Annotated in this window: 23 protein-coding genes, 3 tRNA genes and 2 pseudogenes; 14 read left to right on the top strand and 14 right to left on the bottom strand. The window is 58.0% G+C overall.

Going from position 1 to position 23447, the window contains the following annotated elements; genetic code table 11:
* The first annotated feature begins 26 nt into the window (after window positions 1-26).
* The 5 genes from modA to AC1DU9_RS22615 all read left to right on the top strand — a co-directional run bounded on the left by modA (window position 27) and on the right by AC1DU9_RS22615 (window position 3242).
* Window positions 27-794, top strand: a complete 768-nt coding sequence (gene modA / locus AC1DU9_RS22635) for a molybdate ABC transporter substrate-binding protein (protein ID WP_477810812.1) — start codon at window positions 27-29, stop codon at window positions 792-794.
* The gene (modB, locus tag AC1DU9_RS22630; RefSeq protein WP_223463719.1) at window positions 795-1475 is read left to right on the top strand and encodes a molybdate ABC transporter permease subunit; all 681 of its coding nucleotides are present in this window, start codon (window positions 795-797) and stop codon (window positions 1473-1475) included.
* Between the two features lie 3 nt (window positions 1476-1478).
* Window positions 1479-2558 carry a molybdenum ABC transporter ATP-binding protein gene (gene modC / locus AC1DU9_RS22625; protein ID WP_223463718.1) on the top strand — a complete coding sequence of 360 codons (1080 nt, stop codon included), beginning with the start codon at window positions 1479-1481 and terminating at the stop codon, window positions 2556-2558.
* Window positions 2559-2659: 101 nt separating this feature from the next.
* Entirely contained in the window at window positions 2660-2881 is a 222-nt protein-coding gene (locus AC1DU9_RS22620; protein ID WP_223463717.1) for a hypothetical protein, read from the top strand.
* A 130-nt stretch (window positions 2882-3011) separates the two neighbouring features.
* The gene (locus AC1DU9_RS22615; RefSeq protein ID WP_056724476.1) at window positions 3012-3242 is read left to right on the top strand and encodes a hypothetical protein; all 231 of its coding nucleotides are present in this window, start codon (window positions 3012-3014) and stop codon (window positions 3240-3242) included.
* A gap of 148 nt (window positions 3243-3390) precedes the next feature.
* Here the strand turns inward: AC1DU9_RS22615 and AC1DU9_RS22610 are convergent, their stop codons facing one another.
* Window positions 3391-4053, bottom strand: a complete 663-nt coding sequence (locus AC1DU9_RS22610) for a TetR/AcrR family transcriptional regulator (RefSeq protein ID WP_223463716.1) — start codon at window positions 4051-4053, stop codon at window positions 3391-3393.
* A gap of 178 nt (window positions 4054-4231) precedes the next feature.
* On the opposite strand from AC1DU9_RS22610, the gene AC1DU9_RS22605 reads away from it, so the two are divergent.
* Complete coding sequence (locus AC1DU9_RS22605) at window positions 4232-5074, top strand: NAD(P)H-binding protein (RefSeq protein WP_223463715.1); 843 nt, start codon at window positions 4232-4234, stop codon at window positions 5072-5074.
* A 92-nt stretch (window positions 5075-5166) separates the two neighbouring features.
* Entirely contained in the window at window positions 5167-5361 is a 195-nt protein-coding gene (locus AC1DU9_RS22600; protein ID WP_223463714.1) for a hypothetical protein, read from the top strand.
* Window positions 5362-5487: 126 nt separating this feature from the next.
* On the opposite strand, the gene AC1DU9_RS22595 is transcribed toward AC1DU9_RS22600, so the two are convergent.
* Both AC1DU9_RS22595 and AC1DU9_RS22590 read right to left on the bottom strand, forming a co-directional pair.
* Entirely contained in the window at window positions 5488-6093 is a 606-nt protein-coding gene (locus AC1DU9_RS22595; RefSeq protein ID WP_457265955.1) for a transglycosylase SLT domain-containing protein, read from the bottom strand.
* 390 nt (window positions 6094-6483) lie between these two features.
* Window positions 6484-7416, bottom strand: coding sequence for a helix-turn-helix transcriptional regulator (locus AC1DU9_RS22590; protein ID WP_457265954.1), 933 nt, complete (start codon window positions 7414-7416; stop codon window positions 6484-6486).
* Between the two features lie 586 nt (window positions 7417-8002).
* Here AC1DU9_RS22590 and AC1DU9_RS22585 point away from each other — a divergent pair.
* The 4 genes from AC1DU9_RS22585 to AC1DU9_RS22570 all read left to right on the top strand — a co-directional run bounded on the left by AC1DU9_RS22585 (window position 8003) and on the right by AC1DU9_RS22570 (window position 11950).
* Complete coding sequence (locus tag AC1DU9_RS22585; RefSeq protein WP_457265953.1) at window positions 8003-9352, top strand: MFS transporter; 1350 nt, start codon at window positions 8003-8005, stop codon at window positions 9350-9352.
* A gap of 114 nt (window positions 9353-9466) precedes the next feature.
* A complete protein-coding gene (locus AC1DU9_RS22580) occupies window positions 9467-10159 on the top strand; it encodes a fumarylacetoacetate hydrolase family protein (RefSeq protein WP_223463710.1) in 693 nt (230 codons plus the stop codon).
* Between the two features lie 42 nt (window positions 10160-10201).
* Entirely contained in the window at window positions 10202-10960 is a 759-nt protein-coding gene (locus AC1DU9_RS22575) for an SDR family oxidoreductase (RefSeq protein WP_223463709.1), read from the top strand.
* Window positions 10961-10993: 33 nt separating this feature from the next.
* Window positions 10994-11950 (top strand): 2-hydroxyacid dehydrogenase, encoded by a 957-nt coding sequence (locus AC1DU9_RS22570; RefSeq protein WP_223463708.1) that lies wholly within the window; start codon window positions 10994-10996, stop codon window positions 11948-11950.
* 179 nt (window positions 11951-12129) lie between these two features.
* Here AC1DU9_RS22570 and AC1DU9_RS22565 read toward each other — a convergent pair whose 3' ends face one another.
* The 3 genes from AC1DU9_RS22565 to AC1DU9_RS22555 form a co-directional block, all read right to left on the bottom strand.
* Window positions 12130-12354 carry an AMP-binding protein gene (locus AC1DU9_RS22565; RefSeq protein ID WP_223463707.1) on the bottom strand — a complete coding sequence of 75 codons (225 nt, stop codon included), beginning with the start codon at window positions 12352-12354 and terminating at the stop codon, window positions 12130-12132.
* On the bottom strand, window positions 12351-13649 hold the full coding sequence (locus tag AC1DU9_RS22560) for an MFS transporter (RefSeq protein ID WP_477810811.1): 1299 nt from the start codon (window positions 13647-13649) through the stop codon (window positions 12351-12353). The genes AC1DU9_RS22565 and AC1DU9_RS22560 overlap by 4 nt, the downstream gene beginning before the upstream one ends.
* A gap of 699 nt (window positions 13650-14348) precedes the next feature.
* A complete protein-coding gene (locus AC1DU9_RS22555) occupies window positions 14349-15254 on the bottom strand; it encodes a LysR family transcriptional regulator (protein ID WP_477810810.1) in 906 nt (301 codons plus the stop codon).
* 109 nt (window positions 15255-15363) lie between these two features.
* On the opposite strand from AC1DU9_RS22555, the gene AC1DU9_RS22550 reads away from it, so the two are divergent.
* Window positions 15364-16623: an SGNH/GDSL hydrolase family protein gene (locus tag AC1DU9_RS22550; protein WP_223463703.1), complete on the top strand. Its 1260-nt coding sequence runs from the start codon at window positions 15364-15366 to the stop codon at window positions 16621-16623.
* A gap of 256 nt (window positions 16624-16879) precedes the next feature.
* Window positions 16880-17152 (top strand): annotated as a pseudogene (locus AC1DU9_RS22545) (tyrosine-type recombinase/integrase); the annotation flags it as partial.
* A gap of 82 nt (window positions 17153-17234) precedes the next feature.
* On the opposite strand, the gene AC1DU9_RS22540 reads toward AC1DU9_RS22545, so the two are convergent.
* The 7 genes from AC1DU9_RS22540 to AC1DU9_RS22510 all read right to left on the bottom strand — a co-directional run bounded on the left by AC1DU9_RS22540 (window position 17235) and on the right by AC1DU9_RS22510 (window position 21409).
* A tRNA-Leu gene (locus AC1DU9_RS22540) sits at window positions 17235-17321 on the bottom strand.
* Window positions 17322-17516: 195 nt separating this feature from the next.
* Window positions 17517-17590 (bottom strand) — tRNA-Cys (locus AC1DU9_RS22535).
* Window positions 17591-17637: 47 nt separating this feature from the next.
* Window positions 17638-17713: transfer RNA gene (locus AC1DU9_RS22530), tRNA-Gly, on the bottom strand.
* A gap of 63 nt (window positions 17714-17776) precedes the next feature.
* Window positions 17777-18337, bottom strand: a complete 561-nt coding sequence (gene pgsA / locus AC1DU9_RS22525; RefSeq protein ID WP_477810809.1) for a CDP-diacylglycerol--glycerol-3-phosphate 3-phosphatidyltransferase — start codon at window positions 18335-18337, stop codon at window positions 17777-17779.
* Between the two features lie 32 nt (window positions 18338-18369).
* A complete protein-coding gene (uvrC, locus tag AC1DU9_RS22520; RefSeq protein WP_457265947.1) occupies window positions 18370-20193 on the bottom strand; it encodes an excinuclease ABC subunit UvrC in 1824 nt (607 codons plus the stop codon).
* Between the two features lie 2 nt (window positions 20194-20195).
* A complete protein-coding gene (gene gacA / locus AC1DU9_RS22515) occupies window positions 20196-20837 on the bottom strand; it encodes a response regulator transcription factor GacA (RefSeq protein WP_008015884.1) in 642 nt (213 codons plus the stop codon).
* Between the two features lie 98 nt (window positions 20838-20935).
* A complete protein-coding gene (locus AC1DU9_RS22510; RefSeq protein WP_477810808.1) occupies window positions 20936-21409 on the bottom strand; it encodes a GNAT family N-acetyltransferase in 474 nt (157 codons plus the stop codon).
* 663 nt (window positions 21410-22072) lie between these two features.
* On the opposite strand from AC1DU9_RS22510, the gene AC1DU9_RS22505 reads away from it, so the two are divergent.
* A complete protein-coding gene (locus AC1DU9_RS22505; RefSeq protein WP_477810807.1) occupies window positions 22073-23152 on the top strand; it encodes a 3-deoxy-7-phosphoheptulonate synthase in 1080 nt (359 codons plus the stop codon).
* Window positions 23153-23209: 57 nt separating this feature from the next.
* Here AC1DU9_RS22505 and AC1DU9_RS22500 read toward each other — a convergent pair.
* A pseudogene (locus AC1DU9_RS22500) lies at window positions 23210-23447 on the bottom strand (hypothetical protein); the annotation flags it as partial.

Below are 23447 nucleotides of genomic sequence, written 5' to 3'. Positions count from 1 at the left end.
GCAATTGCCTTTAACGGAGCCGTTTCATGACCATTCGTGCCTCACGTTTTGCCCCGACCTGCCTGGCGAGCCTTCTCGCCGTATTCGCCTTCGGCTCAGCCCAGGCGGACGAAGTCCAGGTGGCTGTCGCCGCCAACTTCACCGCGCCCATCCAGGCCATCGCCGCTGACTTCGAAAAAGACACCGGGCACAAGGTGGTCACCTCCTTTGGCGCCACCGGCCAGTTCTACACCCAGATCAAAAACGGCGCGCCGTTCGAAGTGTTCCTCTCGRCAGACGACAGCACCCCGCAAAAACTTGAAACCGAAGGCGACACCGTCAAGGGGTCGCGCTTCACTTACGCGGTCGGCACGCTGGCACTGTGGTCGGCCAAAGAAGGCTACGTCGATGCCAAGGGCGATGTGCTGAAAAAGAACGAATACCAGCATCTGTCCATCGCCAACCCGAAAGCCGCGCCTTATGGCCTGGCGGCGACTCAGGTGTTGGCCAAGGAAGGTCTCACCGACAAGGTCAAGGACAAGATCGTTGAAGGCCAGAACATCACCCAGGCCTATCAGTTCGTTTCCACCGGCAATGCCGARTTGGGTTTTGTCGCCCTGTCGCAGATCTACAAGGACGGCAAGATCACCAGCGGTTCGGCCTGGATCGTTCCGGCCAGCCTTCACGACCCGATCAAACAGGACGCTGTGATTCTCAACAAGGGCAAGGACAACCCGGCCGCCAAGGCGTTGGTTGACTACCTCAAGGGGCCGAAAGCGGCAGCTGTCATCAAGTCCTACGGTTACGAAATCTAAATGTCGCTATCGAGTGCCGATTACTCCGCCATTTGGCTGACCCTGAAACTCGCGTCCCTGACGACCGTCATCTTGCTGATTGTCGGCACTCCGATTGCGTTATGGCTCGCGCGCACCCGCTCCTGGTTGCGCGGCCCGGTCGGGGCGGTTGTTGCCCTGCCCCTGGTGCTGCCACCGACGGTGATTGGTTTCTATCTGTTGTTGGCGCTCGGCCCTCACGGGTACATCGGCCAGCTCAGCCAATCACTCGGCCTTGGCACCCTCACCTTCAGTTTTGCGGGGCTGGTCATCGGTTCGGTGTTGTATTCGATGCCGTTCGTGGTCCAGCCACTGCAAAACGCATTTTCCGCAATCGGCACGCGTCCGCTCGAAGTGGCCGCGACACTGCGGGCCAATCCCTGGGACACCTTTTTCAGCGTGACGCTGCCCCTGGCCCGCCCCGGTTTCATTACCGCGGCCATTCTCGGCTTCGCCCACACCGTCGGCGAGTTCGGCGTAGTGCTGATGATCGGCGGCAACATTCCCGAGAAGACCCGCGTGGTCTCGGTGCAGATCTACGATCACGTCGAAGCCATGGAATATGCCCAGGCCCATTGGCTGGCCGGGGTGATGCTGGTGTTCTCGTTTGTCGTCTTGCTGGCGCTGTATTCCAGCCGAAAAACCAAAGCGGGCTGGAGCTGATCGATGATTCAAATGCGCCTGAAACTACGCTACCCGGGCTTCGCTCTGGACGTCGACCTGCAACTGCCCGGACGTGGCGTCACTGCGCTTTACGGTCACTCAGGCTCCGGCAAGACCACTTGCCTGCGCTGCATTGCCGGCCTGGAACGGGCCGATCAGGGTTTTATCCAGGTCAACGATGAAGTCTGGCAAGACAGCGAAAACAAGCTCTTCGTCGCGCCGCACAAACGCGCGCTCGGCTACGTGTTCCAGGAAGCCAGCCTGTTTCCTCATCTGTCGGTGCTGGCCAACCTTGAGTTCGGCCTCAAGCGCATTCCCAAGTCGCAGCGTCGGGTCGATATGGCCCACGCCACCGAGTTGCTGGGCATCAGCCATCTGCTGGACCGGCACCCACAACACCTTTCGGGTGGTGAGCGACAGCGCGTCGGCATCGCCCGCGCCTTGCTCACCAGCCCGAAACTGTTGTTGATGGACGAGCCATTGGCCGCGCTGGACGCCCAACGTAAAAGTGAAATCCTGCCCTACTTGCAACGTCTGCACGACGAACTCGACATTCCGGTACTGTACGTCAGCCACTCCCAGGATGAAGTCGCGCGGCTGGCCGACCATATCGTGTTGCTCAACAACGGCAAGGCACTGGCCAGCGGCCCGATCGGCCAGACCCTGGCGCGCCTCGACTTGCCACTGGCGATGGGGGACGACGCTGGTGTGGTGATCGTAGGTCGCGTGAGCGCCTACGACGCCGACTATCAACTGCTCAGCCTGCAATTGCCCGACACCACTCTCAACATTCGTGTGCCTCACACACCGATGGGTACGGGTCAGACACTGCGCTGCAAGGTCCAGGCGCGGGATGTGAGCCTGAGCCTGCACAGTGCCGAGCAAAGCAGCATTCTCAATCGCCTGCCGGTTACTGTGGTCAGTGAAATGAGCGCCGACAACGCCGCCCATGTGCTGATTCGCCTGGACGCCGCAGGCACGCCGCTACTTGCACGGATCACGCGTTATTCCCGCGACCAACTGAACGTCCATCCTGGCCAGCAACTCTGGGCACAAATCAAAGCGGTCGCGGTGCTGGCGTAAATCCGGCGGCACCTGAGCCGACGAATTAACCTGCCTATTTTTTGCACGATCACCAATGGCTTCTATAGTTGATCTGTACACGAATCAGCTGCGGAGACGCCATGGAAGACATTTTCGTCGTGAAGCGTTGCAACAGGATCATCATCCATGGCCGCCGTGAGGGTGAATATGACCACCTGCCACCGGATGCCGCAGTCTGGTACCGCATCGCCGATACCCGAACCCAAGGCTTCATCGGAGACGGCTACGATATTGAAGAAGACGCCCAACGCATTTGCCGGCAGTTGAACGCCAAATCACAAGTGACAGCCCGACAAAGTTGACGGCCTGTTACCATTTTTTAACGGGTCTATACTGAATTGGTTGAAGGATCAGCGACCCCAACGGCAGAAAGCTCGCTCCAGGCGGGCTTTTTGCTGCCACACCCAGGTTTCTTGAACGGAGGTGTCACCCATGTCCGAAAAAGAGTCCATCACCACCCTGCTCACCTTGCTGGACTCCCGTCAGGCTCGCTTGGCCGCGGCCTGCAAGGAAATTGCCGACTGGGTCGATCATCAAGGCGGGCACCCCACCGCCCTCAGAATTCGTGATCGCCTGAACGACATCGAGAAGGACACGCCGCTGATTCGGCACACGCTGTCGTCACTCAAACCTGTCGACCCGCCTCTGCCCAGGTTCAGATGATCCGTCACGGATTTGCACTGCGAGGACAGGCCTGATTCGGGCAGCATGATCGGTGACAGTGACGTCTCCGAACGTTTGGCTGCCCGCTGGATTTCCATCCTTTCTTACAACCCGGCCTGGCTGCGGGCACACATGAACAGAAACCCCATTACTTGTCGACGCCCTTGCGCGCCGGCTCCATGACCTCGCGCAGGGACATGCGCTTGAACGCCTCGACCAGAGCTCGCCCTTCCTCTGGCGCACAAGTAACCGCCAGGCGCATGGTCGCCTCGCCCAGGTGCCAGATCAAAAACGCGGATTCCCGAACCTGCTGCTCATCGCTTTGCGCAAAGACACGAACCATGGCCTGGGCCAGCAGCGTTCCGGCAATCCGGCTCTCCCCCAACTCCAGCTGCAACAGCTGCTTGTCGGCCTGCATGCCGGACCAGATGTCACGCATCACCGGTGTCGCCATCACGATCTCGTAATACAGATCGAGCAACTGCGAATAGGCTGCCTGCAAGCCCCGGGCATCCTCGACAGCCTCCATCGCCTGTGTAATGCAACGACGACTTTCAGCGTTGTAGCGTTCGGCCAGTGTGCGGATGACGGAACTCTTGTCGGGGAAATACTGATAAAGGGAACCGATCGAGATCCCGGAACGCTCGGCAATTTCACTCATCTTGAGTTGGTCGCAGCCTTTGTCCGCAATCAATTGAGTCGCCACTGTCAGAATCCGCTCCTGACGTTCGCGGCTGCGTTGTTGCGTGGGATTGCGTCGAGCCGCTTGCACAGCAGGCTGTTCGAGGGCTTCAAGGGTCTTTTTGCGCACGAGTGAATTTCCCGGTCAATAACGTGACATGTACTCACCTTAGCATCGCATCCGCCAACGCCCAATAACAGATGTCCATCCGTCGGGGACTCCGATCCGCTGGTTGACGACAAAACATGAGTATCTATCATCTTTTAAACGTGAGCACCGCTCACATTAACCGATGGAGATGAACGTGATGAAAACCGATCAACCAATCACACTGGTCCTTGGCGCCACGGGCAAAACCGGGCGGCGAATCACCCAACGACTCGAGGCTGCCGGCCTGGCCGTTCGCCAAGGCTCCCGCCATGCGAATCCCCCTTTCGACTGGGAAGATCGATCAACCTGGGACGCGGTGATAGATGGCGCTCATGCGGTCTACATTTCCTTCCAACCTGATCTCGCCGTTCCAGGCGCCCTTGAAACCATTCAGGCGTTCACCGACCTGGCAGTGAAAAGCGGAGTCCGCAAACTGGTCTTGTTATCCGGGCGCGGTGAGATCGAAGCGGAACAGGCCGAACGTGTCGTACAGAACAGCGGGATTGACTGGACGATTCTGCGGGCCAGTTGGTTCTGCCAGAATTTCAGCGAGGCGCACTTTCTTGAACCCATTCTGCAAGGCGAACTCGCACTCCCCGTCGGCAATATCGCCGAACCCTTTGTCGATGCAGAAGACATCGCCGAATGTGCCGTCGCCGCACTGACCCAACCCGGACATACCAACCAGCTCTATGAATTGACCGGTCCTCGGGCGTTGACCTTTGCCGAAGCCGTGACCGAGATCGCCAGCTCCACCCATCGCAACATCGAATTCGTGGCCGTACCAGCGGATGCCTATCGACAAGCATTGGAACAGGAACAACTTCCCCCGGAGTTGATCGATCTGGTGCTGTACCTGTTCACGTCTGTGCTCGATGGCCGCAACACGCCCGTGACCGATGGCGTACAACGGGCACTGGGTCGGCCGGCACGCGACTTTAGCGACTACGTACAGCGCACTGGCGCTACGGGCATCTGGGGAAATGGAAGTCCGACGTAAAGCAGTGGCGAGAACCCGCTTCGTCGACTAGGGTTTTTTGCGTATCGAACTGCGACGCCTTTATTGGCAGGAGCCTGATCAAGGAGAAACCCATGTCACTCAATCGTAGTGCCGAACAAACCTACCGCCAGTGGTCCACCCCGATTCTGCTGGAACTCAAGGAGCGAGAACATCAAATGAACCCGTCAGACCGCCAGGCTTTGGAAAACGTACTGCTGGAAAGAAGGCTGATCGATACCGGCAACCCGACCGGCAGCGATCGCCGCAAGGCAGACCCGGCGTCCTGAAGCATCAGGCAACCACGATCAAGATAGAAATAATGGAGCGGAAACAACCAAGGGTTTGCACAGCGCTCGCTCGCGAACCCTTGATTTCAGATAACGCCGGGCAACGGAATCGATGGCTCTGCCGCGCTAAAACCACCCACTACGCTCGTCTTCCAACTCCTGGCGGCACTGCTTGAGTTGGGCGCTGTAAATCTCTGACTGCTTTTGCACTTTCTGGGCAACCTGCATCAGCCAGGGTTTACTGCGATAGGTATTGCGGCTATAGCCCCCACGCCCTTCGTGGTAAGCCAGGTACTGATTGTAGGTGTCCCATTTGGAGATCCCCAACTGACGCTGGGTGCCAGTGGTGTACCAACCGATAAACATGATCGCGTCGTCGAAGCTGTCACGCGAACCACCGTTGCCAGTATCGCCCTTGTACTCGCCCCACACCGGATCTTGAGCCTGCGCATAACCATAAGCCGAACTGACTCGCCCCCAAGGGATTACCCAAAGCAGATAGTCACGAGGCGGCAATGCATCTGCCACGAAGCTGCTTTCCTGCTGCATGATCGCCATGGCCACATGTGGAGGCGTCCCATATTCACTCTGCATTTCCAGCGAGTCCTCGTACCAGTCCGGATACTCACGGTAAATACTGCAGAGATTGCCTTGATCTTTGGGTGGCGTAGTCGTGCAACCTGTCAAAAACATAAACAACAAAGCCAACAGCGAAACTTGTCTTTGTTTCATCCAGCACCCTCAAAAAAAATAAGGGCATAAAGTGCCCTCCGATTACCGCAAGGAGCCTGAGTCGGGCCGTTGCAGGCAAAAACTTCAGAAGACATCCATCTTGACCACGTCACCCTTATTGAGAGACTGCTTTGTAAGTCCCTGTTGCAAAGCCAGGCCCTGCAAGGACTTCATGCCTGAGGTGATTCTTTTTGCGTGGGCATGACCGGGTAGTCCGTTCGGATGCGTAACGTGATGAACTGGCATCGGTCTGGGTGAGGCAGCCATAGCCTCGGGGGTCGCCGACCAGCCGCATCTAACCCGGGTCTACAAGTCAATCATGGGCGCTACGCCGGGCGAGTTCTGGCGCAGTCGAAACAGTCGCGCCGTTTAATAAAAATGCTCACTCAATCACGTATTCGACGGCGATTGCGGCGTATCAGGATTGAGCTGCTGACGCCTGAATTGTCCAGGTGGCTGGCCGTGTATCTGGCGGAAGCGTCGCGAAAAATAGGCCTCGTCGGCAAAGCCGCACAACCTCGCCACCTCCCCCACCGGCCTTGTTCCATTGAGCAGATAATTGCGCGCCGCGTGCATCCGGCGTTCGAGCACCAGCTCAGTGAAGGTCTTGCCGATTTCCTTGCGCAACCAGTGCGTCAGGTACGTTGGTGACAGGTAAGTCGCAGCAGCCACCTTGATCAGATTGAGATCGGGGTCGGCAATATTCTTGCGCAAGTATTCGGACATCCTGCTCAGCGCGTTGCGCCGGCTGACTTCGGCGGCATTCTCTTCGGCCAATCGTTTGAGCGGCTCGGCATACAAGGCACAAACGCTCCCCAGCAGTTGCAGCAACAACCCCTTGAGCATCTCGCGGGTGCCAAACTGACGGTTCTCATCGAGCACGCGCATCTGCTCGATCAAGCCACAGACTTTTCTGAAATCCTCATCGGCCAGAATGAAATCCAGATGCTCCTGAAAGCGGAACGGTGACAACTCCGGCGCCAACAGAATCGAGACTTCCTCCAGGTCCATCGGGTCGCATTGCAAATGCGGCAGCAGGAAGGTCTGGGAAAAATTTATCACCATGAAGTTGCTGTCTGCCGGATGCGGAATCACGTGCACGCGATGCGGCAGGATGAAGGCCAGCGTATTGCGCGGAAACGGACGTTCGACGTTGCCGATGTGCTGCACGGTATCGCCACCGAGGTTGACCTGGATCTGGAAATACTCATGGCGATGCGGGCTGGTTTCGGCGCGCCGTCCCTTTTTGTCGCGGATGTAAAAGTCCGTCAACTCACTGCGTTGCTGCATGACGTAAGTGGGTACTCGACTCGGTGACGACATCGCCTGAGGATCCTCGACAGGTACATGGACAGGTTGTCGTCGCGCCGCGATGCAGGCGGCGACCGCGGTGATTGTGAAGGCAGACACCGTTGGCTTCAACACGTCATAGGATGACAACGAAATACAGAGAATTAATTGTATTGGTGTGTGATGTGTCGTCTGTCCAAAAAAATACGAGCACACAAAAACAATTACTCTTTTATAAACATATAGTTATGAAAACCATGACACATAACGAAGGAAATGAGCTGATTTGATTTTTCTTGGACACCTGCATTAATCGCCTTTTTCAGAAGAAAAAACGATCTAACGCCTCAGTTGATTTTGGGAGGTTGTACGACCACTGTGACAGTCAATGCAGCCCGACCCTTCCAAAAACAATCAAAAGGTGCGCACGTGATGAACCTGTTTTTCCCCCTCGCCAACCCTCCCCCCGATCGAGCCAGTCCGAAGGCGTATCTGAGCGCCTGACAGCGGCTGTCCGCGCCTCTCATTCAAGTAGCGATTGCTCTGCCCCGACACTGGGGGTATCGGCTTCGGCTGCGCGCGAACATCTCGATTCTTCTAACAATAAAAAGGTCTACTCATGTCGAACTCGCAAACCTCCCCGTCCACCGCGCCGTCGGTGAGCGCCGGCGCCCGGGACGCCCTGTTGCCTCAGCGACTGCCGACGCGTCGGCGCTGGTTCATGCTGTCATTGCTGCTGATTGCGACCATCATCAACTACATCGACCGCGTGAACATCTCGATTGCCGCACCGTTCATGGCCAAGGATCTGGGCCTGGACAAGATCGAAATGGGCCTGATTTTTTCCGCGTTTGCCTGGACCTACGCACTGGCCTTGGTCCCCGCCGGGTTCATCGCCGATCGCTTCGGTTCCCGGTTCACCTACGGTGTATCGCTGATCAGTTGGTCGACGGTCACCGTGTGCCAAGGCTTTGCCACAGGATTCGCTTCGCTGTTCGGGCTGCGCCTGGCGGTCGGTACCATGGAGGCTCCAGCGTTTCCGGCCAACAGCCGAGCGGTCACGGTGTGGTTCCCGGCCCGTGAACGAGGCCTGGCCAGCAGCATTTACGTGTGCGGCCAATATCTGGGCACGGCACTGTTTACCGGCGTGCTGTTATGGCTGGCCACGACCTATGACTGGCGCCATGTTTTCTACAGCACCGGGATACTTGGCATTGTGTTCGGTGTGATCTGGCTGTACCTGTACCGCGATCCGTTGAACTGCAAGAACGTCAGCCAGGAAGAGCTGAAGTACATCGAAGCCGGGGGTGGACTGGTCAAGAGCAGTCAGGAACGCACCCGGTTCAACTGGCGGCAGATCGCCGAGCTGTTCAGTTATCGGCAGATCTGGGCGATTTGCATCGGCAAGTTCGCCAGCACCTCGGCGTTGTACTTCTTCCTGACCTGGTTCCCGACATACCTGATCGAGGAACGCAAGCTGACCATGATCAAGGCCGGGATCTTCGCGGTGCTGCCGTTCGTGGGTGCAACGGTCGGCATTCTGCTGGCCGGCATCGTCTCCGACCTGCTGATACGACGCGGCTATTCAATGTCCTTCGCGCGCAAGTTGCCCTTGGTGGTCGGATCGATGCTGGGCATGTCGATCGTCCTGGTGAATTTCACCGACTCGAACGTGATCTGCATTGCCGTGCTGACCATTGCTTTCTTCGCCCAAGGGATTGCCTCGTCATCGTGGGCAGCCGTATCGGAAGTCGCGCCCAAGGAACTGATCGGCCTGACCGGCGGGATTACCAGCCTGGCCGCCAACATCGGCGGGATCGTCACCCCGATCGTGATTGGCGGCATCGTCCACGCGACAGGCTCGTTTGCCTACGCCTTCTGGTTCATTGGCGGCGTGGCGCTGATTGGCACCCTGTCCTATTCGTTGTTGCTCGGTCGCTTGTATCGCATCGAGCTCAAGGCACGCTAAGTCCGGAAAACATGAGCGCAGAAAAGCGTTTTTCTCCAACACGAGGCGGCTTTCGTCCAACTTCGCAAAACGAAGCCGCCGTAGGCTGATGCTTCCAACAGGACCACGACAAAAATGACTATGACCGAATACGTTTTCACTCCGGATTTACCTGTGACCTTGCCAGTTGCCGGCAGCCAGCAGCGTTTCCCCGTTGGCCGGGTATTTTGCGTCGGCCGCAACTACCCTTGGCCAGACACCCAGGGTCAGTCCCGCCAGCCACCCGTGTTTTTCATGAAGCCGGCGAGCAACGTGGTGGATGCGTTGGGTGAAGTGGCGTTCCCGCCGCTGACCGAAGAGTTTGCCCACGAAATCGAATTGGTCGTCGCCATTGGAGAAGGTGGCGCCAATATTCCGGAGAGTCAGGCGCTGGCCTATGTCTGGGGCTACGCCGCCGGGCTTGACCTGACCCGTCGTGATGTACAGCGAGCGGCCAAGAGCAATGGCTTGCCGTGGGAAGGTGCCAAGGTGTTCGACGGCGCCGCGCCGATGACCGCCATCGTGCCAGTCACTCGCGCCGGACACCCGGACGGCGATTTGTGGCTGAACGTCAACGGCGAAGAGCGCCAGCGCGACAGCCTCGACAGCCAGATCTGGTCGGTCAGTGAAATCATCAGCCGCATCTCGCAGTCGGTGGCGCTGCGGGCCGGTGACCTGATCATGACCGGCAGCCCGGCAGGCGTCGATGTGTTGCAACCCGGCGACATCATCAACGCCGGGATCGATGGCATCGGCCAACTGGAAATGCGCGTCGGTCAGCGACCTTGAACCCGGCTTCCGCCCTCGTGAATTGAAAAAGGAGATAACAACATGAACAGTCCATTGAAAGTGGCCCTGGTGAGCGGCGCCGGTAGCGGAATCGGCCGCGCCGTGGCCCTGGCTCTGATGGCCGACGGATTTACCCTGGTATTGGCTGGTCGTCGGCCAGAGCCTTTACAGGCATTGGTCGAATTGGCGCTCAGCGAGGGACACGAAGCGTTGGCGGTGCCCACCGATGTGCGCGACCCGGCCAGTGTCGATGCGCTATTTGCCACCATTACCGAGGTATACGGACGCCTCGACGTGGTGTTCAACAATGCCGGAGTCAACGCCCCTGCCGTGCCGCTCGATGAACTGACGTTCGAGCAGTGGCGCAACGTGATCGACACCAACCTGAACGGTGTTTTCCTCTGCGCCCGTGGTGCCTTCGCACAGATGCGCCGGCAACAGCCACAGGGCGGACGCATCATCAATAACGGCTCAATCTCAGCCCATACCCCACGCCCGTTCAGCAGCGCCTACACCGCCAGCAAACATGCGGTGTTGGGACTGAGCAAATCCCTGGCCCTGGACGGGCGCGAATTCAACATCGCCTGCAGCCAGATCGACATCGGCAACGCCTTGACCGAAATGTCGGTGCGCATGACCAAAGGCGTGCGCCAGGCCAACGGCACCATCGCGGTGGAGCCGATGGTGGACGTCAAGCATGTGGCCGATGCCGTGCGCTACATCGCCGCTCTGCCGCTGGAGGCGAACGTCCTGAACATGACCGTCATGGCCAGCGCCATGCCGTTTGCCGGTCGCGGTTAAACCGGACTTTTTATTCTGTTACGCGAGGTTTACATGAAGCCAGAAGTCTTGCAGCTCAGCCCGATCCTGATCCCCGAAATCAACGCACGGCTCGATGAGTTGTTTACCGTCAGACGTTACTTCCAGCAGGCCGACAAGCAGGCTTATTTGCAGGAACACGGCGCGAACATTCGCGGGGTGATCACCGGCGGGCATACCGGGATCAGCCAGGCGCTGATGGCCCAGTTACCCAAACTGGAAGTGGTGGCGGTCAATGGCGTTGGCACCGATGCGGTGGACCTGGCTTACGCCAGGGATCGCGGGATCCGCGTGACCGCAACCATCGGCGCGCTGACCGAAGATGTCGCCGACCTGGCCATCGGCTTGTTGATTGCTGTGTGTCGGGGTCTGTGCACCAGTGATCGTTATGTGCGTTCGGGGCAATGGCCCCATAGCCCGACACCGTTGGCCCCGTTGCCGTTGGCGCGTCAGGTGTCGGGCATGCGCATCGGCATCGTCGGCATGGGCCGGGTCGGCCGTGCCGTGGCGACCCGGGCCGCAGCGTTCGGCTGCCCGATCAGTTACACCGATCTGCAGCCGATGAGCGATGTGAACCACACTTTCATCGCCGATCTGAAGCAGCTGGCCAGCAACAGTGATGCGCTGATTCTCGCGGCCGCTGCCGACAAGACAGAAGCCATCATCAATGCCGAGGTGCTGCAGGCACTGGGCAAGGACGGGTATCTGATCAACGTGGCGCGGGGCAAGCTGGTCAACGAGGTCGATCTGGTCGCGGCGCTTGCCGCTGGCGAGATCGCGGGCGCGGCGCTGGATGTGTTTGTCGATGAACCGAACGTCCCCGAGACACTGTTCGGCAACGAGAACGTGGTACTGCAGCCCCATCGCGCCAGTGCGACGCTGCAGACCCGCACGCGGATGGGAGAAATGGTGGTGGCGAGCCTGGTGGACAGTTTCGCCGGGAGAATACCGCAGGGTTCTGTGACTGACTGAAGGGTGGCTACCGAGGGGACCTTGCGTCCCCTCGACGGCTTGGTGTCAGGTACGACTCGGTCGTAGCCAATGATGAGGAAACGGGTTCGACGGGTTCAACCAGTCAGGTTGAGATAACGGGAAACCCTGCAGTTAAAAGCTGCAGGGCGAGTGGGCTTTTAGCCTTGACTTGAGACCGGCTAATGGGCGTCCCTTTTTTCCCAGGCAATGGTTTCGATGGAAGTGGGTGCATGAAGTGCGACCCGATCACTCGCCACCATCCCTGTGCCCACTAACTGCCGGGCTACCACGCAGGCGAGTTCGTCCAACGCTCCGTAGGTGATCTTTCGGCCACTGATGGTCAGCGCAATCTTGTCCGGCGTTCGCTCGGCGTGGTCTTTTACATAGTCATGGAACTGTTTCATCTGGCCACCTCGCTGCCATCTTCCAAGGATGACGACGACAACGGAGCGCCTTCTTCCTTGTTCGCCTGTACGGCTTCGTTATCCTTGGGGACGAGTAGCACAATTGCCCCCACGATCACTTCGAAAATTCCGGCACCGACAATCACCAGGCCGGTTTCAAAACGGGCATACAGCGCAGCACCGCAGGCACCGGCAATCAGAATCGACGCACCCAGCGTGGCAAAGCGCAGCCTTGCCAGCCCGGCGATTTCGCTTTGCCTGAACCGGGTTTGAATGAGCAGAATGAATGAGATGTCGATCAGTGGCCCGCCGAGTGCCGCAAGACTTGCGCCAACCATCATCCCCGTCAGGACGTGTTCCGGTGGCAGGTACAGCACGGCCGCACCGATGATCGCAATGCCCAGGCCGTTGACCACGGAGCCGAAGGTAAACCCGTGATACAAGCGGCGGATCTGCAGATTGCCCACAACAAAAATGGAGACCAGGTTCCCTGCCCCGTATGCCCCCATGATCAGGCCGTAGGCAGCAAAACCCTGTACGCCGAATCCCTGGATATCGTATTTGACGACGGCCAGCGCCATGCCGATCGATATACCCACGCTCCAGGCAACATTGCCCAGTCCCGCACACACATACACCGCCTGCATCTGGCGACGTCCCGCAAGACTTCTCCAACCGGCGGTAAATCCGGCACGCCGGCTTGTTGCCTTGACAGGTTGGCGCGGCAGCGCTTCGCCCAGCTTCATGACCGCCCACGCGGAGATCAGGAAGGTGATGCTGTTCAGGGTAAACAGATGCTCGATCGGAATCAGCAGCGTAATCGCCGCTGCCAGCATTGGCCCGATCACCCGGGCGACCCGGATGATCGCATCGAACAGCGCGTTGACCGATTGCAGCTGGTCCGGCGCCGCGGCAATCCGCGGAAGACTGGCGCGCAACGCCGGCTCGAACAACGAGTTGACGATCATCATGAGCATGAGCGGCACCGCCAGCATCCACAGACTCATGATGCCGAGCCCCCAAGCAAGCACCGGAATCAAGGCAAGCCCGGCCCGAGCCAGGTCGGCGCCGATCATCGTGCGACGGTGGTCCCAGCGCTCCGCCCATATCCCCCCCAGCAAAGCACCTGCCAACGCGGCAGCACCGCGTAAAGCACTGAGCCAGCTTGCATCGGTTCCGGCGATCTGCACCGCCATCCAGGCGATGGCAATCGCGAAGAGTTCGTCACCGATCGAAGAGAGCGCCAACCCTCCCCACAGCAAGGCTACGGGCCGCTGAAGCAACGGACTGAACAATTTCATATCGTCAACTCCGCACAGTCACTCAACAGGTCTGAAAAAAGCCTGTCGTCTCGTTACTCGTTGGATGGAAACGACTGGCCCGTCGAACAGTCAGCAGGCGGTGGCTAGTGCCGGACCCCCACTCGACGAAAAAATCGGTTTTCTCGACATCGCGAATGCTACGAACAAACATATTCAGTTCCTTGTGAATAGTTGGACTGACCGCTTCATAAGTGCGAGGCAAACACAGCGGCCGCGTCGGTAAACGTTAAACAGGTAACGCAGAGGCGGGCTTGCGCACGGCAAAATATTCGGCAGTTCGCTTGAGGCACCCACTTCCGGGGTAGCGCTGTCTTTCGTGAGTCAAATGAAAAACCAGCCCCCTAATCAAGGACAAAATCAAAATCAGATAACAGGATGCTTTCCTACAGGAAATGCAGGAAGTCTTGTCGAAGGATGTGCCTGTGGCACGCATGCCATTACGGCGGACCGGTCATTCCCTGACCCGGTTGTTGCTCCCTGAAGAACCCTGATCCTAAGTGTAAGAATTTATGAGTGTCAACGGGCTTTTTCCGACTTTTTTCAACGCAGACGACGGCACATTCGAGATCCGCACGCTTAGGTCGACTCGCCGAGCTAGCGCGTTCCTTGGCGTAGAAGGCCGTATGCCTCTCGCTCTGTGATCCAACGCGGTTCGCGTCGATAGAGGTTTTTCTAGGGCTCAAACCCAGGTAACTGCCCCACCCGCTCGGCTAGATATTGCATCAGTAATCGCGTACGCAGTGGGCGGTAGCGGCGCTCGGGATAAATCAGAAAAGCGTCGTTTGGCGGGCCATTCCACTCGGGCAGAACACGTACCAACTGCCCGCTTTCAAGCAGGTCGCTGACAAGCCAGGCCGGGGTGATGCAGAGCCCGGCGCCCTGCAGAAGACCGTCGCGAATGGCCAATGAGCTGTTGGTTCGATAGCGCCCCTGAATCGTGACGCTTACCTGCTCACCCAGAGGGCCATTGAGTTCCAGACGATCGCCTGCGGTCAACCACGCAAACCGCAGGAAATTGTGGTCATTCAGGTCTGCCGGGCTTTTCAAGGGGGAATGCTGACGCAGGTATTCAGGGGCTGCCACCAGATACCGCGGTGAGGTCGCTATGCGTCGGGCGACGGCGTTCGGTGGCAAGCTGCCGCCCAGGCGCAGGGCCAGGTCGACATTTTCCTCAGTGAGGTCGACGAAACGATCATTGAGGATCAGCTCCACGTCAATGGCCGGGTACTGCTCCATGAACGACAACAGCAACGCATTCAAACGCAACACCCCAAGGCTGACCGGAACGTTGATGCGTAGTAAACCCTCGGGGCGTTCAGTCAGACCGCGCACCTCCGCAACAGCTTCGCTGTACTCCTCCAGCACGCCTTTGGCACGCTCGTAGAAACGCTTTCCCGGTTCGGTAGGTGTCAGCCCGGTCGTGCCCCGAATCAGCAGGCGGGCTCCCAATTGTTTTTCCAGAGCGGCGATCAGCTTGCTGACCGTGGGCTGGGTGCTGCCCGACTCACGGGCGGCAGATGACAGGCTTCCTAGCTCGACGGCGCGGACGAAACACTGCATCGCTTTAAGATTGTCCATCGGTATTCGATTCAGGAATGGGCTGTATGGGATTTTCCCTTCTATCACACTCATTTTGAATAGACCAATCTGGCCTTCCTGAACCATTACCGCCCAAGGAGAAACCTGGATGACTGCCCTTCGCTCGAGAATACCCTTGTCTCTCGCATTGACTGCCCTGCTTGCCGCAGGCCCTGTCATGGCAACGGAAAACTGGGTCACCACCTGGATGGCCAGCCCTCAACCCACCTGGGGCAATGAGTTGCCGCTGCCCACGCGAATTCCTCAAGCACTGACCGATAGCACGATCCACCAGAAAGTGCGCATCAGCAGCGGCGGTAGCCGTATACGCGTGGTGGTCTCTAACGAATACGGCCGGCAACCGCTGGTCATCGGTGCCGCCCGTGTCGCCTTCATAGAGGGTATCGATCACATTCGCGCGGGCTCCGGGCACAGTGTGACGTTCAGCAATCAGGAGCAGGTCAGCATCGCTGCGGGCGAAACGCGGATCAGTGACCCGATAGACCTGGCAGTGCCAGCACTCAGCGAGCTTGCGATCTCTCTTTATCTGCCGCAGCACACGCCGTTGACGACCTTCCACTGGGATGGCAAACAAACGGCATTTATCACGCCAGGAAAGCACGTCGACGCCCAGCGGCTGGAAGGTCGCGAGCAGGTGGAGGCGCGGCTGTTTCTCAGTGACATTCTGGTGGACGCACCGCTCGACACCCGTGCACTCGTGGTGCTCGGCGACTCCATTACCGATGGCAATGGCTCGACCCTGGACAGCAATCGACGCTGGCCGGACTTCCTCGCGCAGCGCTTGATCACACAGAAGCTCGCCGTACTCAACGCCGGCATCTCCGGGGCTCGCCTGCTCGAGGATGGCATGGGGGTCAGCGCGCTGGCACGTTTCGAGCGGGATGTGCTGGCCAAACCCGGGGTAAAAACGGTGATTCTGATGCTTGGCATCAATGACATCAGTTGGCCGGGCAGTTCCTTCGAACCAGACAGGCTCGTGCCGCCCAAGGAAAAACTGATTGCTGGCTATCGTCAACTGATCGATCAAGCGCGCCTGAACAACATTCGCATCATTGGAACAACGCTGATGCCCTTCGAAGGCGCGCTGGATGGAACGATCGTGAAGAATTATCACAGCGCGGAAAAAGAACAACTGCGCCAGGCAGTCAACCACTGGATACGAACCAGTCACGCCTTCGACGCAGTGATCGACTTCGATCTGTTGACCCGCGATCCTGAACACCCCACTCGCCTGCTGCCGCTGATTGATTCGGGAGACCACCTGCATCCCGGCGATGCTGGCAACAAGGCGATGGCGGAGAGTGTCGATCTGGAAAATGCTTTTCTAGTACCTCAGCCCAACCAGTGAAAGGTTGATATGGGTCTTAAATAGCCCTGAGCTCGAGAAGTAATTCAGGGGCTTGGCGGATTACGACGAAGCCCTCGCAACTGGAGGCGCTGCGCTCGCTCCTGAACTTCCAGCTGGATCTGTTGCGAAGTCCGAGTTTCAAACGCGTGATTTACGCGCCAAAGCCGGTACGGACAATGAAAAAAAGGGGACGGATTTATTTCTCTACGCAGGTGCGAAAAATAAATCCGTCCCTTTTTTCCAGTCCCTTTTTTCCAAGGTTCGGTCCACTCGTTTGGTCGTAATCGATAGTCGCCAACGACTGACCTAATCAATGCTAAGAGGGGGATTTGATCTGGCAAGGGAGAAAGCTGGGATCGACAAAGCCGACTTCCAAATGTGCGATTTGCGGGCAAAAGCAGCTACTGATAAGGAAGAGTCGACTGGCAACATTCGAGAGGCGATGGACCAACTAGGCCACACCACCGTTGTGATGACCGAGCACTACATCCGCAATCGGAAAGGTAAGAAAGTCACGTCGACAAAATAGGAATTGCGGCAAGATTCAAAAATTGCGGCAATAAAAAACTAAGGGCCTGCATGAGGTATCTCACGCAAGCCCTTGATATTCATGGTGCCCGAAGCCGGAATCGAACCGGCACGCCCTTACGAGCGGGGGATTTTAAGTCCCATGCGTCTACCAGTTTCGCCATTCGGGCGGTAGCGCGGTGAAACGTCCAGGTTCTGTCAAATAACGATCTGGCAGTTCTGACGCTTGTGCAGCAGAGGTGGAAATATATACATCCCGCCCCGGTGAAGCAAGTTCGCAAATACCCTTTTCAAGACTAAATCTTGCAGGCTAGTGCAAATAAAAAAGCTCCGTAAATCATAGATCTACGGAGCTCGTTTATTAGTGGAGGCCGAGGTCGGAATCGAACCGGCGTAGGCGGATTTGCAATCCGCTGCATAACCATTTTGCTACTCGGCCTCAAAACATTTGGTGTCTAGTAGCACAACATCAAATGCGTACAAACTTGGAGCGGGAAACGAGACTCGAACTCGCGACCCCGACCTTGGCAAGGTCGTGCTCTACCAACTGAGCTATTCCCGCGTCTTGGTGTGGCGCATTCTATAGAATCCAGAAGCCCCGTCAACCCTTTGATTCAAAAAAGTTTTATTTCTTTTCAACGTCGGTCTTCAGATGTGGCCAGGCAGCCCGCAAGTACTGGACCATCGACCACAAAGTCAGGCCAGCCGACACCATCAGCAGCGTATAACCCAGCAAGACCCAGAAACTGAATTCCTTGGAATTGGCCAGCAGGATCACCAGCGCCAGCATTTGCGCGGCGGTTTTCCATTTGCCCAGGTTCGATACGGCGACGTGGGCACGAGCACCCAGTTCGGCCATCCATTCGCGCAGCGCCGAGACGACAATCTCGCGACCGATGATCACGGCAGCAGGCAGCGTGAGCCACAGGTTTCCGTGTTCCTGCACCAACAGCACCAGTGCAACCGCAACCATCAGCTTGTCGGCAACCGGATCGAGGAATGCCCCGAACGGTGTGCTTTGTTCCAGGCGGCGGGCCAGGTACCCGTCCAGCCAGTCGGTGGCGGCAGCGAATGCGAAGACCGAGGCGGAGGCCAGGTAGCTCCACTGGTAAGGCRGGTAGAACAGCAAAATGAAGATCGGTATGAGCAGAACGCGTAGAACGGTAATCAGATTAGGGATATTCATCGGCACAACTGGCTACGAGGTGAGGGGGCATTCTACTCGCTGTGCAGATTTGCATAAATCAACTCTGCGAGCTTTTTACTGATCCCGGGGGCTTTGGCAATTTCTTCGATGCTTGCACGAGACAGCTCCTGCAATCCACCAAAATGTTTCAACAAATCCCGCCGGCGTGTTGGTCCGACGCCGGCGACGCCTTCCAGTGTAGACGTCCGACGGGTTTTTCCACGCCGGGCGCGGTGCCCGGTGATGGCAAATCGGTGGGCTTCGTCGCGAATCTGCTGGATCAGGTGCAACGCAGGAGAATCGCCGCGCAAGGTGAACTCATGTGCAGCGTCGTTCAGGTACAGGGTTTCGAAACCGGCCTTGCGTGTTGCGCCTTTTGCGACGCCCAGCAGAATCAAATCAGGCACGGCCAATTCATCGAGCACGTCGCGGGCCATGGACAACTGGCCTTTACCGCCATCCACCAACAGGATATCCGGCAGTTTGCCCTCCCCGTCCTTCAGCTTGCTGAAGCGTCGGGTCAACGCCTGATGCATCGCCGCGTAGTCATCGCCGGCCGTAACGCCCTCGATGTTATACCGGCGGTAATCGGATTTGATCGGGCCTTCGGGGCCGAAGACCACGCAGGACGCCACCGTCGCCTCGCCACTGGAATGACTGATGTCGTAGCATTCCAGTCGTTGTGGAGGCTCATCGAGCTTCAGCACTTGCGCCAGCGCATCGAAGCGTTCCGTAATGTGCTGACGATTCGCCAGGCGCGCACTCAGTGCCTGCTCGGCATTGGTCACCGCCAATTGTTGCCAGCGCGCCCGCGTACCACGCACACGATGGCTGATGGTCAGTTCACGACCGCGCAACTCGTCGATGGCCGCGATCAGAGTGGGAAAGTCATCGTGGACCACGTTGACGATCAGTTCACTTGGCAAGTCGCGCTCAGGACTGCTGATGAAGTACTGGCCGAGAAACGCGGCCATGACTTCGCTGACGTCTTCTTCAATACCAACCTGGGGGAAGAAGTTCTTGCTTCCCAGTACCCGCCCGCCCCGCACGCTGATCAAGTGAACACAGGCACCGCCCGGGTTGACGAAGGCGGCAATCACATCGACGTCCCCGGTCCCGCCTTCCATGCTCTGCTGATCCTGAACCCGGCGCAGTAACGCAATCTGGTCCCGCAACTCGGCTGCTCGTTCGAACTCGAGATTGATCGCCGCCTCTTCCATCCCGGCGGACAACTCGTCTGTCAGAGCATTGCTGCGCCCCTCAAGAAACATCACCGAGTGGCGCACATCTTCGGCGTACACCTGGGGCTCCACCAGCCCGACGCAGGGCGCCTTGCAGCGCTTGATCTGGTATTGCAGGCAAGGACGGGTGCGGTTCTTGTAAAAACTGTCTTCACATTGCCGAACGAAAAACGTCTTTTGCAGCAGGCTCAGGCTTTCGCGAATCGCGCCAGCACTCGGGTAAGGACCGAAATATTTACCCTTGGCCTTTTTCGCGCCGCGATGAATGCTCAGTCGCGGAAACTCTCCATCGGAGAGAAAGACATAGGGGTAGGATTTATCGTCGCGCAGCAGGATGTTGTAGGGCGGGCGCCATTCCTTGATCAGCGTCTGCTCAAGCAGCAAGGCTTCGGTTTCGTTGGCCGTGATCGTCGTTTCGATCTGGGCGATACGCGCTACCAGTGCGGCGGTCTTGGGGGCGAGCCCGGTCTTGCGAAAGTAGCTCGACAGGCGATTCTTGAGGTTCTTTGCCTTGCCGACGTAGAGCAACCGCGCTTCGCTGTCGAACATGCGGTACACGCCGGGGCGCCCGCTAACGGTCGACAGAAAGGCGCTCGGATCAAAGGTGTCGTTCATTTTCAGAGGCTGGCGTCGACCATACCGTGACGAACCGCCAACAGCGTCAATTCGACATCACTGCTGATCGAAAGCTTTTCGAAGATGCGGTAACGGTAGGTGTTCACGGTTTTCGGGGACAGGCACAACTTATCGGAAATAATCTGTACTTTCTGGCAGCCGACGATCATCAGCGCGATCTGGATTTCCCGCTCCGACAAGGCATCGAAAGGCGAATCGTTGGTGGGCTGGAAGGACTTGATCGCCAGCTGCTGGGCAATTTGCGGGCTGATGTAGCGTTGTCCGGCGAATACCAGGCGGATGGCCTGGACCATTTCCGGCAAACCTGCCCCTTTGGTCAGGTACCCTGCCGCCCCTGCCTGCAACAGCCGCGTAGGAAACGGGTCCTCTTCACAGACTGTCACCGCGACGACTTTGATATCCGGATGACTGCGCAATAATTTGCGAGTGGCTTCAAGACCGCCGATACCCGGCATCTTGACGTCCATCAGCACCACATCGGGTTTCAGCTCACGCGCCTTGAGCAGGGATTCCTCTCCCGACTCGGCCTGGCCGACTACTTGCAGGCCATCGATGTCAGCCAGCATTCGTGTAATGCCTGTACGAACGAGATCATGGTCATCGACAACTAGCACCCTAATCAAGCAGACACCTCGCGATATGGTCTTATTGGATTACCAGACACCTTAGCAAAAAAGCATCTGGCAGACCTAGCGGAAAGCGTCAGATTAAAAGTTTCAATTCATCTTGAAAGGGCTGTTGCAGGCGTGTTGCAGCAATCCCGATCGGAAATACCCAGCTGCATCCTCAAGAAACATTCGTCCTTGCCCACCACCCTTAATCCCTTGCGCTCGTACAACGCTTGCGCCGAGTTGTTTTCGAAAACCGTCAGGCGCAACGCCGGACGCCGCTCCTGGCACGCCAGAGCCAGCACCTGATCGATCGCCCAGGCTCCAGTGCCCTGCCCACGAAACGCTTCGACAATATGCAATTCGCGGATGTACAAGGCTCTGGCATCACGACTCAGACTGACATAACCCACGACATTTTCGCCGCATACGATCAACCGGTTGTCGCGCCCTGCCCAGGCCACATCAAACGCCTCGTCCTGCCACAGCAGATCATGCTCAATGTAGTAGCGCAGCATGCCTCTACAGGTCAGTTCGCGGGCGAAACTCAGGTCATCCAGTGTTGCCGGACGCCATTGGCATTCCATCATTCCAACCCCACTGCGAGGGACAGTACCGTCATGGTGCGTCCTTGTGACGATGTGTTTTTTTTTGAGGCGCTGAGTGTGTCACAACCTTCGGGGCACTCAAGCGATAGAAAGCGTGGTCGTTGGCCAATAGCATTTTCTGATTGAATCTGCGTACCGGCCTCTAGTAAGCTCGACCCATCCATCGGAGACAGACCATGTTCAGCACCCTCTTACAGCTTCGTACCGCCAGCGCCCCGCGCTCGGTTGCGGCTGCCCGGGTGAACGTCGGTTGTGCTCCGGTCAGCTTTTATTTTGGGTATTGGTTTAGCCACTGGCGCGCCTGATACCCACACGGCGCCCACTTTAAACGGGTCGCCACCAGAGAATTCTCAACCCCCGGTCGGCCTCCCGACCGGGGGTTTTGTTTTTTCAGTCCCAACACTTTTAGCGACACACCAGACATTTAGGGGATTCAGCACATGAACTACGCCACTTATTACCGTCACGACAGTTTTACCGCCTGGCGATTTACCACCCTCCGCTCGGGACAGCCTGCCGCCTCCGATCGGTCACCCACAGGTGGCAAGCACACACACGCAGCCAATTCGGCCAATTGTCGAACACCCCAGTAGGGCCGAGCGCGCGGGCACGAACCCGCCACCTGCCCAGGAAGCCTTGAATATGAATTCGTCCGTCTGCGCACTGCCGCTGTCCACCATGAGCCCTGCCAATGAAGCGCTGACCCTGCGTCTGCCCAGTTCATTGCAACTCAAACAGCAATTACCCCTCAGCAACGTCCTGACCCAGCAAGTTGCCGCCCACCGTCAGGCGGTTCGCGCGATCCTCAACGGTGAAGATTCCCGTCTGCTGGTCATCGTCGGCCCCTGCTCGATACACGATCCGAAATCAGCCCTCGAATACGCCGACAACCTTGCCCGCCTCGCCTCCGAAGTCAGCGATCAAATGTTGCTGGTGATGCGTGCCTACGTCGAAAAACCCCGTACCACGGTTGGCTGGAAAGGCCTGGCCTACGACCCGCACCTCGATGGCAGCGATGACATGGCCGGTGGCCTGACGCTGTCACGTGAGTTGATGCGCGAGATGCTCCGCCTGGGCTTGCCCGTGGCCACCGAACTGCTGCAACCGATGGCCGCCGGTTACTTCGACGACCTGCTGAGTTGGGTGGCAATTGGTGCACGCACGACGGAGTCGCAGATCCATCGGGAAATGGCCAGCGGCCTGGGCATGCCTGTAGGGTTCAAGAACGGGACTGACGGTGGTGTCGGTGTCGCCAGCGACGCCATGCGCTCCGCGGCTCACCCCCATCGCCATTTCGGTGTCGATAGCCAAGGACATCCGGCGATCATTCAAACACCGGGCAATGCGGACACTCACCTGGTATTGCGCGGCGGCCATCGCGGGCCGAACTACGACGGCGCCAGCGTTGCCCAGGTGAACAGCGACCTGACCAGGCTCAAGATTCCGGCTCGTATCATGGTCGATTGCAGTCACGCCAACAGCGGCAAAAACCCGTTGAACCAGCCAGCCGTGTTCAAGGATGTACTTGAACAACGCCTGCAAGGTGATCGTTCGCTGATCGGCATGATGATCGAGAGCCATTTGTTCGAGGGCTGCCAGCCGTTGAGTTCGTCATTGCAATACGGTGTGTCAGTGACCGATGGCTGTCTCGGCTGGACCGGGACAGAACGACTGTTGCTTGATGCGGCAGATCGGCTGCGGGCATCAAACAACGCCCGATAATTGGCATCATCCTTTCGCCCTCCGGCCTTCATGGGAAGACTGGAGGGCAAATGGCAATCAAAACCCCATCAGGGACTGCACTTGAACCCGTGTCACTGCGGATTGCTGGCGGGTGCCGTCAAGGTACTCGACTGAATAGGAAACACGGATCGCGCAATCTCGATGCTCCCTCCAGAACCGGTAGGGAACGATGAACACCAACGGCTCGCCCGCAGTGTCTCTGGTTATTTTGCGCTCGTTACAGTGATTGAATTTCTCCCCGTCGCATCTCAGGTAAATCAGTTCACCTTTATCA

The organism is Pseudomonas sp. P4_C1 (genome assembly GCF_056402155.1).
The sequence above is the reverse complement of the archived record's forward strand: the minus strand, read 5'-3'. Positions and strand labels throughout refer to the sequence as shown.

Bases quoted from the DNA above. Each gene is read 5' to 3' on its own strand.
- modB (WP_223463719.1), top strand. From the start codon at position 795: ATGTCGCTATCGAGTGCCGATTACTCCGCCATTTGGCTGACCCTGAAA.
- AC1DU9_RS22570 (WP_223463708.1), top strand. From the start codon at position 10,994: ATGAAGCCAGAAGTCTTGCAGCTCAGCCCGATCCTGATCCCCGAAATC.
- AC1DU9_RS22600 (WP_223463714.1), top strand. From the start codon at position 5,167: ATGTCACTCAATCGTAGTGCCGAACAAACCTACCGCCAGTGGTCCACC.
- AC1DU9_RS22580 (WP_223463710.1), top strand. From the start codon at position 9,467: ATGACTATGACCGAATACGTTTTCACTCCGGATTTACCTGTGACCTTG.
- AC1DU9_RS22565 (WP_223463707.1), bottom strand. From the start codon at position 12,354: ATGAAACAGTTCCATGACTATGTAAAAGACCACGCCGAGCGAACGCCG.
- AC1DU9_RS22550 (WP_223463703.1), top strand. From the start codon at position 15,364: ATGACTGCCCTTCGCTCGAGAATACCCTTGTCTCTCGCATTGACTGCC.
- AC1DU9_RS22615 (WP_056724476.1), top strand. From the start codon at position 3,012: ATGTCCGAAAAAGAGTCCATCACCACCCTGCTCACCTTGCTGGACTCC.
- AC1DU9_RS22505 (WP_477810807.1), top strand. From the start codon at position 22,073: ATGAATTCGTCCGTCTGCGCACTGCCGCTGTCCACCATGAGCCCTGCC.
- uvrC (WP_457265947.1), bottom strand. From the start codon at position 20,193: ATGAACGACACCTTTGATCCGAGCGCCTTTCTGTCGACCGTTAGCGGG.
- AC1DU9_RS22585 (WP_457265953.1), top strand. From the start codon at position 8,003: ATGTCGAACTCGCAAACCTCCCCGTCCACCGCGCCGTCGGTGAGCGCC.
- AC1DU9_RS22575 (WP_223463709.1), top strand. From the start codon at position 10,202: ATGAACAGTCCATTGAAAGTGGCCCTGGTGAGCGGCGCCGGTAGCGGA.
- AC1DU9_RS22605 (WP_223463715.1), top strand. From the start codon at position 4,232: ATGAAAACCGATCAACCAATCACACTGGTCCTTGGCGCCACGGGCAAA.
- modC (WP_223463718.1), top strand. From the start codon at position 1,479: ATGATTCAAATGCGCCTGAAACTACGCTACCCGGGCTTCGCTCTGGAC.
- AC1DU9_RS22510 (WP_477810808.1), bottom strand. From the start codon at position 21,409: ATGGAATGCCAATGGCGTCCGGCAACACTGGATGACCTGAGTTTCGCC.
- AC1DU9_RS22595 (WP_457265955.1), bottom strand. From the start codon at position 6,093: ATGAAACAAAGACAAGTTTCGCTGTTGGCTTTGTTGTTTATGTTTTTG.
- AC1DU9_RS22555 (WP_477810810.1), bottom strand. From the start codon at position 15,254: ATGGACAATCTTAAAGCGATGCAGTGTTTCGTCCGCGCCGTCGAGCTA.
- AC1DU9_RS22590 (WP_457265954.1), bottom strand. From the start codon at position 7,416: ATGTCGTCACCGAGTCGAGTACCCACTTACGTCATGCAGCAACGCAGT.
- AC1DU9_RS22620 (WP_223463717.1), top strand. From the start codon at position 2,660: ATGGAAGACATTTTCGTCGTGAAGCGTTGCAACAGGATCATCATCCAT.